We start from the raw sequence: 13354 nt of genomic DNA on the forward strand, positions 1-13354 counted from the left end.
TTCCGCGATGATTTTTGATGGAGGTGTCTTTTTATGTCCAAATCTGTGAACAACTCTCTAACCCCCCCTCGCTTTACCGCCATACTCCGTGAATCCGCCGCCGAACAGAAAAAGCCGCAAACCCTTGTGGTTACGGCTATGATGATTGCCATGAACATCGCCCTGTCGAGCGTCCATGTGTATCTGACCCCCCAGATGCGCGTGGGATTTGGGTTCTTGACCAATGCAATCACCGGGATGCTTTATGGTCCGGTGGTGGCTGCTACCGCTGGCGCAGTGGGGGATGTCCTCTCGTATCTCATTCGGCCGGACGGCGCTTATTTCCCGGGCTTTACGATCACCGCCGCATTGGGCGGTCTGATTTATGGATTTCTTCTGTACCGCCGCCCTATGACTTTGCCGCGCGCCATCGTCGCTAAATCTTCCATTAGCTTATTGCTTAATGTTCTGTTGAATACTTTTTGGATGGTCGTTTTGTACGGAAAATCGTTTACAGCCCTGTTCCCTGTGCGCTTGACAAAGAATCTCATGCTGTTGCCTGTTGAAATTGCCCTTTTATACATCATAGGCAAAACCGTGCAGAAGATCTCCCGTCGGATCTTTGCTGTATGACGGCTCCTGAGAAAAACAAGCGCTTTCCCAGTATCTATAAGGATAAAAAAACAACGCCAGCAACTGGCGTTGTTTTTTTATGATTGTATCAAGTTCAAAAGATATCCTGAGAATCCCCATGGGCATCAAGAAATTACAGCGTCGATTCCCCTGCAAAGCGTTCGATCTCCGAAGCAACAGCCTCACAGGTTGCCTCGCTATCCCAATGGATGTTATGGCTTGCCCCTTCAATCGGGCAGAAATTGACCTCAGCATTGCTCAAAGCCTTCTGAAGATTGTCCTCATCTTCTTGGGAGAAGAACACATCCGCAGTACCCCAGATAATATCCACAGGGCATGTTACACTGGAAAGCCTTTCTGTGTTGTCAAACGCTGCACAACCGCCAAAAATATCGTACCACGCAGCATACGGCAAAGAACATGCGTGCTCATAGACTGCTTCACAGAAATTCGGGTCCTCATTGGTCGTTTCCGTCCAAGATTTGATGAAATCATCTGGAATCTGTTGCTCTGCTTCATAGCCGCTGACCCCAAGGAAATCCGTACCATCCCCATTCAAAATCCAGTCCAACATCGGATTGCCTGCCATCTTCGTGCTGGACGAAATCAAAATTCCCCGCTCTACGCGTTCCGGAGCTGTAACCATAATTTCCTGCGTAATCAAAGACCCAAGAGAATGGCCGACCGGAATAAATTTTTCGACCCCCAACTTGTCCATCAGATTCAACACATCAGCACAGTGTGTTTCTGCTGTATATCCCTCTTCCCCCGCATCGGGCTTATCCGTCTTACCATGCCCGCGCAACTCAGGGATATAGCAACGGAATCCGGCATCTGCCAACTTTGGAGCTACCTGCGACCAAGATACACGGCTATCGGTTGCACCGTGGATCAACAGCAGGGGGATACCATCTTCCGGCCCACAGGTCAAATAGGTCATGTTGATACCCGTGTCCAAATCCACATTGTTTTCTTCCCAATCAACCGACACCAGCGTGGACCAATCGCCCTCTTCTTCCGGCGCAGAAGTTTGCGACGACGCCTCTTCTGGAGTGGATGCTTCACTGGAAGTAGGAATCTCACTGCTTGCCGTCTGGGGCTCTGTCCCCTGCTGTGTTCCGCAACCCCCTAAAGCAGAAAGAAGCATTGCACATGCCAGAAAATAAGCCAACCATTTACGTCTCATTTTCATCATCTCCAAAAAATTTTATATTTTGCCAAATATTGACAGCTTCACACTACCATGTATTCCCGAATCTGTCAAGAAAGGATATTCACAAAAATGCACGTAAAATGTATGGATTTTCATTTTAGCCCGTTTCTGCATACACTGATCCTGTCAGGAGATGATCTATATGAACATGTATTCCAACTATCATTTGCCATGCTGCCCCTCTTATTGCATGCCCTGTCCACCCAGCGGATCTATCTGCCCAACCGGCCCCAGAGGGGCGACTGGCCCCACCGGCCCACAGGGAATCCAAGGCATCCCCGGTCCGGAAGGCCCACAAGGTGTAACCGGCCCCACCGGTAGCACGGGGCCCGCTGGGCCACAAGGGCCTGAAGGAGCTGCCGGTCCCGCCGGGCCTACTGGCCCTACCGGTATCCAAGGTTTACAAGGTCCCACCGGACCACAAGGGCCTCAAGGGGTACCTGGGCCCGCTGGAACAATTGGCCCAACTGGCGTGCGCGGATTGCAAAGCCCTACCGGACCACAAGGGCCGGTGGGCGCCACAGGCCCTCGTGGAGCAACAGGCCCAACGGGACCGCAGGGAATCCAGGGGGTCTCGGGGCCGGAAGGGCCGCAAGGGACCACGGGAGCAACCGGTAGCACCGGAGCTACAGGGCCGCAAGGTACCCCTGGAGTTACAGGAGCCACTGGTCCCACGGGAACACAAGGGCCAATTGGCCCAACCGGAGCGACCGGGCAGCAGGGTGAAGCTGCTACCATTCAAATTGGGACAGTCACTACTGGGGAACCGGGAACGCCCGCAGAGGTGACCAATTCAGGGACCCAGCAAAATGCAATTTTGAACTTTGTTATTCCTAGAGGGGCAACCGGCAGCACTGGAAGTGTGCAAGGGCTATTGTCCGCATTTTCCACCCCTCCACAACCAGGAGCCTCCGGGAATCCCTTGATTTTTGACCGAAACGGAGCTGTACAGGGGGATGCAATTGTCCATGCGCCAAATACCGCCCCGTTTACTATCTTACAAACGGGATTCTATTATGTATCGTTCCATACCACTGTTTCCCCATTAGGGACTGCCAATTTTCCGTTATCCATCCTGATATACTTGCAGCTGCAAGGGACGCCGGTTCCCGGTACAGGTGCGCGGGATACCTTCCAGTCTGCCCTGGAAACCAATATCTATTCTTTTTCCCAAATCATAGAGATCACATCCACACCCGCCACGTTGAACGTGATTGGGGAAGGAGGAAATTTCCTCTATTCCGATACGTCCATCACCATCCACAAGCTCAGTGACCTCTCATAATCTCACACAATTTTTGAATCTTTGTGTTTCGCCATGCTATCAGACGTTCTCGTCTTTTTCCGAAATCCATCACAAACACAGGAACGCCTCCCCAACCTCTAAAAAGTTGTTGGAAAGGCGTTCTTTTTCCCTCTAAAAAGTTTCCCTGATTGAACAGCAGCCACTTTGGGACACATACCAAACCTAAAATATTTTTTCAGCGCCGTTATAAAGGCGCACACTACCCTTTTGGAAATTTTCCCATGCCTGAAAGATCATCACGGTTATTGCAGCCATTGTAGGAGCTGTGACAGCCTCCCCCGGTATCCTAGGGCGTCTCAGATTGCTTCTTGGCAATAGAAGGCACGTCATTCATCTAAGAAAATACCAAGAAGGCCCCGGGTAAAATTCCCAGAGCCTTCTTGCCGTCTTTCTCTGAACGTTTATTTCGTGCTGTGTCTTTTCCGGATAATTTGAAATCTTTCAATCCATCCTTTTTTATGCTTCAGGGAGATATATCCAATCAAACTCGCAGCAAACGCTCCAATCGCGTCTACAAACAGATCCTTCATTGTATCCTGTAAAGCGGCACGGCCAGCCAGCTGTGTACCGTCCTCCAATGCAAACTTCTGCATATTCAGCCCCAGAAGCCCATCAAATGTATATTCATAAAATTCCCAAAACACCCCCAAGGTGACGGCAAAGCAAAAAGCAAATGCAGCGACAAAGAAGGGGCTAAGATTGACTGGTATGCGCTCTGCATTATTGAATAGCGCCACAAATGAGAAGCCCAATGCGCCGATCATCGCCCCGCTGAACCAGTGCAAAACCGTATCCCACGACGAAATATGGTAATAAAAGCTTCTGACTTCCCCAAGATAGATTGCACAATAAAGAAAGATAACAAACAAAACCATCATGCCCGAGGGGATCTCGATCTTTAACCTGCGGGAAATCACACCGGGCAAGAACATCACCACCATGCCAAGGACGCACTGCACAAGCATGAGAACATAATCACTTTTGAGCCGTTCAAAATCGCCGCCGTGTGGTTGGGAAGGCGCCAACACCAAGCGAATCGCAACAAATACCGCCGATACCAGCAGCGAAACAAATACAAACCCTGACAGGATTTTGCTCCAATCCCAGTTTCTTTGTTTTTTCATAAATTTCCTCCTAAAAGGTTCATTAAAATGCAATCCATCTTTCTAGCCCCGCCCCTGTGTTTGTTTCCACCCTTTGAGCGAATGCATACAAATTACATCTATAAAACATATAGTATATCCAAATTCACAAAAAAGTCCAGTGCTCTTTTCAACCAAAATTTCTGCTACATTGTAATAAATAATAAAAAATAAAGAAAAAGCCCGTAGGCTGGTCCATAAACCACCCATGGGCTTTTGTAGATCATTTCAGATTATTTCTTAGCGCGGGGAGTTCTCTTTGCCGCTGTCTTCTTGGCTGGAGCCTTTGCAGCAACTTTTTCTTCCACAGTGGTTTCCACTGTAGCTGCCGTCTCCTCTTTTTTCGCTTTTGCTTTGGTCGATCTTGTAGAAGTCTTTTTCGCCGGAGCTGCCGGTTCCTTTGCTTTTGTGGAAGTTTTTGTCTCTGCTTTCACAACCGCCTTCGGTGCTTCAGGGACGATTTCTTTTGCAGGAGCTTCCTCTTTCTGCTCCACAGCCTTTTCAGCCTTCTTTGCAACAACCTCAACCAGCTTCCACTGCTGATTGTCGCCATTCAGGTCTTCCCAGATCTGTAGACGTGCGCCGTCCTCCTGGGACATCCCCACAACATCTACACACTTACCAGAAACCTTGGACTTAATCTTATAAAAGCCTTCGTCCGTCTCCTCCAAGAACCACAACTGGCTGTCGGAAGAAACGCTATCCCACTGGTGGAGCCAAGTCCCATTTGCCGAACCGCCCAGCATAATATCCAGTGCTTTTCCAGTATTCTTGTTCACTAATTTATAGTACGGATCACCGCTGGCTTCAAATTTCCACTGTTGGTTCTCCCCGCCATTGAGCTGATTGATCTGTACTTTGCTGCTACCCTCACAGAGTTCTGCTTCCAGCGCTTTCTCGCTCTGCTTCGATATAATATTATAAACTTTATTGGAGAAAGTGTTTTTTGCTTGTCTGCTCATGTTCAACACCCCTTACCTACAGAATTTTAATTCTATGGTGTTTATTATAACACGTGGACATGGAAAGTCAACGCTGCAATGTTTATCTTTGGAACAGGCCACAGAAAGTCAATCATTTCCAAAACCAAAACCGGACAAATTGCCTACGAATTTTGACCAAAAATTGACGAATTTTCTGGTTGTTCCGTAGATTTTTCAATCGTCCCTTCGATTCCCACCGGAGAAAGTATATTGCATGGCCCTTATCCTCATAATAAGCGGGAAAGGAGGCGCATGGCCCAAAATGAATGTCTATGATTTTCATGTGCGCCAGATGAACGGGAAGGAACTGGATCTTTCCGTGTATAGAGGCAACGTTCTTTTAATTGTCAACACGGCCAGCAAATGCGGATTCACACCGCAGTTTGAAGACCTAGAGAAGTTGTTCCAAAAATACCGCGACCATGGCTTTATGGTCTTAGGGTTCCCATGCAATCAATTTCATGAGCAAGACCCAGAGAGCAACGATAAAATCGCAGAATTCTGCCGTTACAACTATGGCGTTACGTTTCCCATGTTGGCCAAAACGAATGTGAAAGGGCCGCAGACAGAACCCCTCTTCCGTTATCTGACAAACGCCCGCGGTTTCAGCGGGTTCGATCCTGATCATCCGCTTACAGAAAAGCTACAGGAAATCTTATCTTCAGAGGACCCTCATTATGCAGAGAACCCGGAGATCAAATGGAATTTTACAAAGTTTGTGATCGACCGGGAGGGGGAAGTCGCCGCACGATACGAGCCAACCGCAAGTATGCGGGAAATCGAATCCTGCATCAAAGAGTTGCTCTGATCTGCCGAGAACCTCATATAGAAAAACATCCGCACGGGAAGTGATCCGTGCGGATGTTTTGATTTGCGGAATCATACAGAGAACCGGAAGGCATCCCTTCCGGCATAGCAGGCGGTGTTCCCCAGCTCGTCCTCAATGCGGAGCAAACGGTTGTACTTTGCCACCCGGTCCGTGCGGCACGGCGCACCGGTCTTGATCTGCCCTGCATTCGTGGCGACCGCCAAATCTGCAATGGTCGTGTCTTCAGTCTCGCCGGAACGGTGGGAAACGACCGCCGTATACCCGGCCTTGTGCGCCAGCTCCATCGCATGCAGCGTCTCCGACAGGGAGCCGATCTGGTTGACCTTCACAAGGATTGCATTGCCCGCGCCCATTTCAATGCCTTGCTGCAAACGCTCCGCATTTGTAACGAACAGGTCGTCTCCAACCAACTGGATGGGAAGTTCCTTGGTCAAAACTGTCCAGCCTTCCCAATCCTGCTCGCCCAGTCCATCCTCGATCGAGATGATCGGATAGCGGCTGACCAAGTCTTTCCAATAGGCCACCAGGTCTGTGCTCTTTAAAGCTGTGCCGCGCTTGGGCAGGACGTACATGCCGTCCTTATACCATTCGCTGCTGGCGGCATCCAATGCAATCTTGACGTCCTGCATCGAATATCCCGCTGCCTCGATTGCGCGGATGATCCATTCAATCGCTTCTTCGTCCGACTCCAGGTTTGGCGCAAAGCCGCCCTCATCGCCGACGCCGGTGGCAAGCCCTCCTTCCTTGAGCAGCTTGCCAAGGGTGTGGTAAATCTCGCTGCACCAGCGGAGCGCCTCACGAAAACTCTGCGCGCCGACCGGCATAATCATGAATTCCTGTATGTCGATGTTGTTGGAGGCATGTGCGCCGCCATTGAGAATATTCATCATCGGCACAGGGAGCTTGTGCGCCTGCATGCCGCCGATATACCGATAGAGCGGCAGATTGAGCGCTGCGGCGGCCGCGCGTGCGGTCGCCAGTGAAACCGCCAAGATCGCGTTTGCGCCCAGCTTGGACTTGTTTTTGCTGGCATCGGCCTCCAGCATTTTACGGTCAATCTCCTCCTGCGCGAGCGCATTCATCCCCACCAATGCGGTGGCGATTGATTCATTCACATTGCGTACGGCCTTTAGAACGCCCTTGCCACCGTAGCGCTTCGGGTCGCCGTCGCGCAGCTCGTGCGCTTCATAGATTCCAGTCGATGCACCGGAGGGGACGAGTGCAGTCCCTTGTGCGCCGCATTTGAGTACAACCTCTGCTTCTACGGTTGGATTTCCACGGGAATCCATCACTTCCCGGCCAACGACCTTTGCAATTCTACAATCTAACATGAAAGCACCTCCACAAAGCCTCTGGATTAAAATACACGAATTTAGTATGGCTTTATGGTTGCTATTCTAACCATAAAAATTGGAAAACGCAAGGATTTCGCCCTATGTTATCCACTTCTAAAATGTTGCCTGTTTCTAAGATCGATTGCCCATCTCAACCCCTTGGGCGGTGACGCGCGCATGGATCAATGCGGTTTGCTTTGGCCTTGCATCCTGAATGCGGAGGGCCTGTGTGAACGTTTGCTCCGCTGTCCGGCATTTCGACTCCTCCGAGGAATAGAAGGAGGCGAGCACCTCCCCTTTTCTCACAAAATCGCCGACCTTTTTGCGCAAGACAATCCCCGCGCTGTAATCGATGGGGTCCTCCTTTTTCTCGCGTCCAGCGCCCAGCTCCATGGAAGCAATTCCGCACCGCTCCGTATCCATTGCATAGAGGAACCCTTCCCTTTGCGCCAAGACCTCATAACATACATTCGACCGATCGAATCTCGACGGGTCGTCCAGCACGCTTGTATCCCCACCCTGTGCCTGGACCATCTCTTTCAACTTCGCAAAGGCCTCCCCATTTGCAATCTGTTGCTTGGCCAAAGAACGGCATTGCGCCAATTCCCCTTTTTCCGCAAGCCAAAGCATATTGGCAGCCAGCTCGATACAGACCTCCGTCAGATCGGCCGGGCCGCGTCCCTGCAAGGTCTCACACGCCTCGCAAACCTCCAACGCATTCCCGATGGCACAACCCAAAGGACGGTCCATATCGGTGATGAGCGCCACTGTTCGGCGTCCCACATGCTCGCCGATGGACACCATCTCCTTTGCCAGCGCAATGGAGTCCTCCAGGGTCTTCATAAAGGCGCCGCTGCCGGTCTTGACATCCAGAAGGATTCGATCGGAGCCTGCGGCGATCTTTTTGCTCATAATGCTGGAAGCAATCAGCGGAATGCTGTTGACCGTAGCCGTCACATCGCGCAGCGCATAGAGCTTTTTATCCGCGGGTGCCAGGTTGCCGGATTGCCCAATTACGCTGACCCCCACCCGGCGGACAACGTCAAAAAAGGCCTCCCGATCCAGTGTGGTTCGGAATCCGGGGATGGATTCCAGTTTATCCACCGTCCCGCCGGTGTGCCCCAACCCGCGGCCGCTCATCTTGGCCACGCGCACGCCCAAAGAAGCGACAACCGGCGCCACGATCAGCGTGGTCTTATCCCCCACGCCGCCGGTGCTGTGTTTATCGACCTTGATCCCGTCGATTGAGGAAAGATCCACCAGGTCGCCGGATTGCGCCATACTCCTGGTGAGCGCTGCTGTCTCGTGTGGCGTCATCCCTTTTAGAAAAATCGCCATCAGCAGGGCGCTCGCTTGATAGTCCGGAATCGCACCGCTCACATAGCCGTCGATAAAAAATTGAATCTGCTCGTCCGTCAGGATTCCTCCATCCCGCTTCTTCGCAAGGATATCATACATGCGCACAGCCCGCGCCTCCTTTCCCCCTGTTTAAATTCTCCGGGCCAAAGCCGAGCGGAAGAAGCTCTTCCAGCCGGTAGGACACCCAGTTATCCGGCCCGGAGGCAAGAATGACCCGAAAGGACGACGGGTCGCAGAATTCCCGCATCACCTGGCGGCATACCCCGCACGGCGGGCATGCCCGTTTGACCGGCGCGCCGGCGGGTCCTCCGGCAATCGCGATGGCAACAAAGTCGCGCTCCCCCTCGCTGACAGCCTTGAAAAACGCGGTCCGTTCCGCACAATTCGTCGGTGTATAGGAGGCGCATTCAATGTTACACCCCTGATAGACACGGCCTGTTCCTGTGAGCAGCGCCGCCCCCACCTGAAATTTGGAATACGGCGCATAGGCCCGCTCCCTGGCTCCCAGCGCCAAGCGGACCAATTCCTGATCTTCCATAAAAATGACACCCCTCCCCAGAGAGAACGCAGGCCGCCGCGGTTTTCTTCCCTGCGGCGGCCTTTTTTCTGTCCTGCCGGTCTGCCCGGCTTAATCGCCGTGTGCCTCTTCCTGCTGGATCAATTTGACGATGCGGCTGGTGCCCAGCCGAGACGCCCCAAGCTCGATAAACCGCTCGGCATCCTCCAGCGAGGAAATCCCTCCTGCCGCCTTGATGCGCACCTGCGGGCCAACATACTTCCGGAATAGCGCCACATCGTCAAAGGTTGCGCCGCCCGTTGAAAAGCCTGTAGAGGTTTTGATGAAGGCCGCTCCGGATTCTGTGACAACCTGGCACATGCGGATCTTTTCTTCCTTGGTCAACAGGCAGGTTTCAACAATCACCTTCAGGATATGGCCGCCGCACGCCTGTTTGATCTGCCGGATCTCGTCAAGCTGCAAATCGTAAAGGCCGTCTTTGATATACCCGATATTGACCACCATATCAATCTCATCCGCGCCGTTGGCAATGGCATCCTGCGTCTCAAACACCTTGGACGCCGTTGTGGAATACCCGTTTGGAAACCCGATGACCGTACATACAGCCATTCGATCTCCCACATACTCCTTGGCGCGTTTCACATAACTGGCGGGTATACAGACCGAGGCCGTCCCGTAGCGGATGGCTTCGTCGCAAATCCGTCGGATTTCCTTCCATGTCGCCGTTTGCGTGAGCAGGGTGTGGTCGACCATACTCAAAGTTTTCTGACGGTCCATATGCATTCATCCTTTTCCCGTTTGAATTTATTCCGCGATTGCGAGCGCAATCTCCATCATTTCCCGGAAGCTGGTCTGCCGCTCCTCCGCCGAGAGGGATTCCCCGGTGAACGGGCAATCGGAAATGGTCAATAGGCAGAGCGCCCGCTTCCCCGCGCGTGCCGCATTCATATACAGCGCCGCGGACTCCATCTCCACGGCAAGCACGCCCATCTTCTTCCACGCGGGAAGGGCGTCGGGATCGTCCCCATAGAAGGTATCCGAAGACAGGACATTCCCCACAACCGTATGAATCTTATGTTTCTGCGCATACTGCACCGCCTTCTGCGCAAGCGTAAAATCTCCAATGGGTGCAAACGCACCCGGCAGGTGGAATTGCGAGCCATAATTGGAATCGGTACACGCGCCAATCCCAATCACGACGTCACGCACATGTACGTGATCCGCGATTCCCCCAGCGGAACCGATGCGGATGATGGTCTCCACATCATAGAAATGGTACAGCTCATACGAGTAGATGCCGATGGACGGCATCCCCATCCCGCTGCCCATCACGGAAACGCGCTTTCCCTGGTAAGTGCCGGTATATCCCAGCATATTGCGAACGGTGTTGAAACAGACCGGGTTTTCCAAGTACGTTTCTGCAATGAATTTCGCGCGGAGCGGGTCGCCCGGCATCAAAACGGTCTTGGCGATGTCGCCCGGATTGGCCGCGTTGTGCGGCGTCGGTGTAGTTGTAGCCATACAAATCCTCCTGTTTTTCAAAATGATTTTGTTATGATGTTTCCCAATTGCGATGTCCCTGTAATTTTCTGAGGGACGCCAAAGAAATCAAGAATCGTTGCGCCAATGTCCGCAAAAGTCGGCAGGGTTCCCAAGTTTGTTCCTGCCTTTACGTTTGGCCCTGCAATGATCCAAGGCGTATATTCCCGCGAATGGTCCGTGGATGGTGTGCTTGGATCGCACCCGTGGTCGGCGGTAATCATCAGGAGATCGTCTTCCCGCAGCCCCGCCAAAATTTCCGGGATCGCCCGGTCGACGGTTGTCAGTCCCTTTGCATAGCCCTCCACATCATTCCGGTGGCCATACAACATGTCAAAGTCCACCAGGTTGATGAAACAAAGCCCCTGAAAATCGCGCTTTGTCCACTCGATGGCCCGCGCAATGCCCTCGTCATTGCCGCCGGTGCGGATGGCCTTTGTAATCCCTCTTCCAGCGAATATATCATAGATTTTCCCGATTGCAATCACGTCAAATCCATTTTCGGAAAGCTGATCCAGCATGGTGGTGCCCGGCGGAAGGAGCGAAAAATCATGGCGGTTCTTCGTGCGGACATAATTCGGATATTCGCCTGTAAACGGCCGTGCAATCACCCGTCCAACGCTGTGCTCCCCGGTCAACAGCTCCCGTGCAATCCGGCAATCGCGGTAAAGCTCCTCGACGGGCACTACCGCCTCATGCGCCGCGATTTGGAAGACACTGTCCGCAGAAGTATAAACAATCAGCGCGCCGGTTTCCACATGCTCTTTCCCATAGTCTTTGATTACTTCCGTCCCCGAATAGGGCCGGTTGCACAACACCTTTCGCCCCACCCGGCGGCTGAATTCCGCCAGAAGATCCTGTGGGAAGCCGTTGGGGTACGTTGGAAGCGGCTTGGGCGACGCGATCCCTGCAATTTCCCAATGGCCGATGGTGGTGTCCTTCCCTTTGGAGAGTTCCGTCATGCGTGCAAACGCTGCCGAAGGGTGCTCCACCGCCGGACGGCAGGTAACGCCATCGATATTAAAAAGGCCAAGCTCCTGCATATGGGGCATGGAAAAATAGGGGCTTTTCGACGCTGCGGCCAGCGTATTGCTTCCCGCGTCGCCATACTGTGCAGCGTCCGGCATTTCTCCAATCCCCACACTGTCCAGCACCATCAAAAAAACGCGCTTCATAATATGCCTCCTATAGATTTTCGATCGACAGGTCTTAAAATATGCTTTGTATTTCTTAAATAATCATTATAGTACAGTCTTCCTAAATTGACTATCATTTTGCAGGAAAAACTTGAAACAACTGTGTTCTCCGCTATGTTCAAGACATATATTTCTGTCTTCTGAAAGGACATGCAACGAGATCGCATTTTAAAAAGTTGCGCCATTTGTATTTAGCACTCTCAAGTATAGAGTGCTAAAATTAACAGTTTGTTCGCAATTTTGAAAAACATTTTTAACAGCCGAACCCTATACTAAAAAGCGTAGACAGCAAGAGAGCCAAAGAGGAAAGAAGGTGGTTCGCTTGAAAAGACTTTCTTGCAGAACCCACAATCCATTACATTGATAGAAAATGATAGAAGCCGTTAAGGAGGTTATGACTTATGTTTGATTTGATTCCTTTTGAACATAGAAACAATGATTTATTCCGCTATTTTGATGATATGGAACGTGCATTCTTCGGCGGCAACACCGACATCGCACCTTGCAAGACCGATATTCTCGATGAAGGCAACCGCTTTGTTTTGAAGGCCGACCTGCCGGGCTTCAAAAAGGAAGACATTCACCTCGACATCGAAGGCGACCGTTTGACGATCTCCGCGGAACACTCGGAAGAAAACAAAACGGAAGATCAGAAGAACAACTTTATCCGTCGCGAAAGACGGTATGGTTCCATGAGCCGCAGTTTTGATATTTCGTCCATCGACGCCGATCATATCGAGGCAAAATTTGAAAACGGCGTTTTGGAGCTGGATCTGCCTAAGAAGCAGGAGACGGTTCCCGCAAACCATCGGATTGAAATTCAGTAATGGCCAGTATTCCATTGCATGATTACAAAAGAACAAAACGGAGGGTTTTATCATGTTTGATTTGATTCCATTTGAGCGCAGAACCAGCAATCTTTTCAATTATCTCGACCAAATGAACCGCGCTTTCTGGGGCAATTCGGAGAGCAGCGTCGTTCCGTGCAGCACCGATATCATCGACCAGGGCAATCAGTACCTGCTGCGGACCGATCTTCCTGGATACAACAAAGAGGATATCCATATCGACATGGACGGCGACCGGATGACCATTTCCGCACAGCATAAAGAGGAAACGCAAACGGATGACAACACCTACATCCGCCGCGAAAGACGGTATGGTTCTATGAGCCGTAGCTTTGATGTCTCCGGGATCGACACAAGCGGTATCCAGGCGAAATATGAAAATGGTGTATTGGAGCTGACTTTGCCAAAGAAGGAGGCGACGGTCACTCCAAACCGCCGCATTGAAATTCACTAATACGGGTGTATCCTCCAGTTTC

General features: G+C 51.6%; 14 protein-coding genes. 5 read left to right on the top strand and 9 right to left on the bottom strand.

The annotated features are described in order from the left end of the window. Window positions 1-33: 33 nt before the first annotated feature. A complete protein-coding gene (locus B5F54_RS00780; protein WP_087229092.1) occupies window positions 34-612 on the top strand; it encodes a folate family ECF transporter S component in 579 nt (192 codons plus the stop codon). Between the two features lie 133 nt (window positions 613-745). On the opposite strand, the gene B5F54_RS00785 is transcribed toward B5F54_RS00780, so the two are convergent. Next, entirely contained in the window at window positions 746-1798 is a 1053-nt protein-coding gene (locus tag B5F54_RS00785; RefSeq protein ID WP_172749487.1) for an alpha/beta fold hydrolase, read from the bottom strand. 949 nt (window positions 1799-2747) lie between these two features. Here B5F54_RS00785 and B5F54_RS17970 point away from each other — a divergent pair. Beyond that, window positions 2748-3110 (top strand): hypothetical protein, encoded by a 363-nt coding sequence (locus B5F54_RS17970; protein WP_237966344.1) that lies wholly within the window; start codon window positions 2748-2750, stop codon window positions 3108-3110. 422 nt (window positions 3111-3532) lie between these two features. On the opposite strand, the gene B5F54_RS00795 is transcribed toward B5F54_RS17970, so the two are convergent. Next, window positions 3533-4288 (bottom strand): hypothetical protein, encoded by a 756-nt coding sequence (locus tag B5F54_RS00795; RefSeq protein ID WP_330396763.1) that lies wholly within the window; start codon window positions 4286-4288, stop codon window positions 3533-3535. A gap of 218 nt (window positions 4289-4506) precedes the next feature. Further along, window positions 4507-5235: an RICIN domain-containing protein gene (locus tag B5F54_RS00800; protein WP_087229108.1), complete on the bottom strand. Its 729-nt coding sequence runs from the start codon at window positions 5233-5235 to the stop codon at window positions 4507-4509. A gap of 283 nt (window positions 5236-5518) precedes the next feature. Between B5F54_RS00800 and B5F54_RS00805 the strand changes: the two genes are divergently transcribed. After that, a complete protein-coding gene (locus B5F54_RS00805) occupies window positions 5519-6064 on the top strand; it encodes a glutathione peroxidase (RefSeq protein ID WP_087229111.1) in 546 nt (181 codons plus the stop codon). Between the two features lie 71 nt (window positions 6065-6135). Here B5F54_RS00805 and eno read toward each other — a convergent pair whose 3' ends face one another. The 6 genes from eno to B5F54_RS00835 form a co-directional block, all read right to left on the bottom strand. Further along, on the bottom strand, window positions 6136-7416 hold the full coding sequence (gene eno / locus B5F54_RS00810) for a phosphopyruvate hydratase (protein ID WP_087229114.1): 1281 nt from the start codon (window positions 7414-7416) through the stop codon (window positions 6136-6138). Between the two features lie 135 nt (window positions 7417-7551). Then, on the bottom strand, window positions 7552-8883 hold the full coding sequence (locus B5F54_RS00815) for a pyrimidine-nucleoside phosphorylase (protein ID WP_207651937.1): 1332 nt from the start codon (window positions 8881-8883) through the stop codon (window positions 7552-7554). Then, entirely contained in the window at window positions 8870-9316 is a 447-nt protein-coding gene (locus B5F54_RS00820) for a cytidine deaminase (protein WP_087229117.1), read from the bottom strand. Before B5F54_RS00820 ends, B5F54_RS00815 begins: the two co-directional genes overlap by 14 nt. 90 nt (window positions 9317-9406) lie before the next feature. Beyond that, window positions 9407-10072, bottom strand: a complete 666-nt coding sequence (gene deoC / locus B5F54_RS00825; RefSeq protein WP_087229121.1) for a deoxyribose-phosphate aldolase — start codon at window positions 10070-10072, stop codon at window positions 9407-9409. Between the two features lie 27 nt (window positions 10073-10099). Further along, the gene (gene deoD, locus B5F54_RS00830; RefSeq protein WP_087229124.1) at window positions 10100-10816 is read right to left on the bottom strand and encodes a purine-nucleoside phosphorylase; all 717 of its coding nucleotides are present in this window, start codon (window positions 10814-10816) and stop codon (window positions 10100-10102) included. A gap of 17 nt (window positions 10817-10833) precedes the next feature. Then, a complete protein-coding gene (locus tag B5F54_RS00835; RefSeq protein ID WP_087229127.1) occupies window positions 10834-12009 on the bottom strand; it encodes a phosphopentomutase in 1176 nt (391 codons plus the stop codon). 422 nt (window positions 12010-12431) lie between these two features. Here B5F54_RS00835 and B5F54_RS00840 point away from each other — a divergent pair, with 422 nt between their 5' ends. Beyond that, on the top strand, window positions 12432-12857 hold the full coding sequence (locus B5F54_RS00840) for an Hsp20/alpha crystallin family protein (protein ID WP_087229130.1): 426 nt from the start codon (window positions 12432-12434) through the stop codon (window positions 12855-12857). A 52-nt stretch (window positions 12858-12909) separates the two neighbouring features. Further along, on the top strand, window positions 12910-13332 hold the full coding sequence (locus B5F54_RS00845; protein ID WP_087229133.1) for an Hsp20/alpha crystallin family protein: 423 nt from the start codon (window positions 12910-12912) through the stop codon (window positions 13330-13332). Window positions 13333-13354 lie beyond the last annotated feature (22 nt).

This window comes from Anaeromassilibacillus sp. An250 (assembly GCF_002159845.1).
GTDB classification, from domain to species: Bacteria; Bacillota; Clostridia; order Oscillospirales; family Acutalibacteraceae; genus Anaeromassilibacillus; species Anaeromassilibacillus stercoravium.

Excerpts from the sequence above, each read along its gene's own strand:
- B5F54_RS00820 (WP_087229117.1), bottom strand. The coding sequence starts at position 9,316 with ATGGAAGATCAGGAATTGGTCCGCTTGGCGCTGGGAGCCAGGGAGCGG.
- deoC (WP_087229121.1), bottom strand. The coding sequence starts at position 10,072 with ATGGACCGTCAGAAAACTTTGAGTATGGTCGACCACACCCTGCTCACG.
- B5F54_RS00785 (WP_172749487.1), bottom strand. The coding sequence starts at position 1,798 with ATGAGACGTAAATGGTTGGCTTATTTTCTGGCATGTGCAATGCTTCTT.
- B5F54_RS00805 (WP_087229111.1), top strand. The coding sequence starts at position 5,519 with ATGAATGTCTATGATTTTCATGTGCGCCAGATGAACGGGAAGGAACTG.
- B5F54_RS00845 (WP_087229133.1), top strand. The coding sequence starts at position 12,910 with ATGTTTGATTTGATTCCATTTGAGCGCAGAACCAGCAATCTTTTCAAT.
- B5F54_RS00780 (WP_087229092.1), top strand. The coding sequence starts at position 34 with ATGTCCAAATCTGTGAACAACTCTCTAACCCCCCCTCGCTTTACCGCC.
- B5F54_RS00800 (WP_087229108.1), bottom strand. The coding sequence starts at position 5,235 with ATGAGCAGACAAGCAAAAAACACTTTCTCCAATAAAGTTTATAATATT.
- B5F54_RS00835 (WP_087229127.1), bottom strand. The coding sequence starts at position 12,009 with ATGAAGCGCGTTTTTTTGATGGTGCTGGACAGTGTGGGGATTGGAGAA.
- eno (WP_087229114.1), bottom strand. The coding sequence starts at position 7,416 with ATGTTAGATTGTAGAATTGCAAAGGTCGTTGGCCGGGAAGTGATGGAT.
- deoD (WP_087229124.1), bottom strand. The coding sequence starts at position 10,816 with ATGGCTACAACTACACCGACGCCGCACAACGCGGCCAATCCGGGCGAC.
- B5F54_RS00840 (WP_087229130.1), top strand. The coding sequence starts at position 12,432 with ATGTTTGATTTGATTCCTTTTGAACATAGAAACAATGATTTATTCCGC.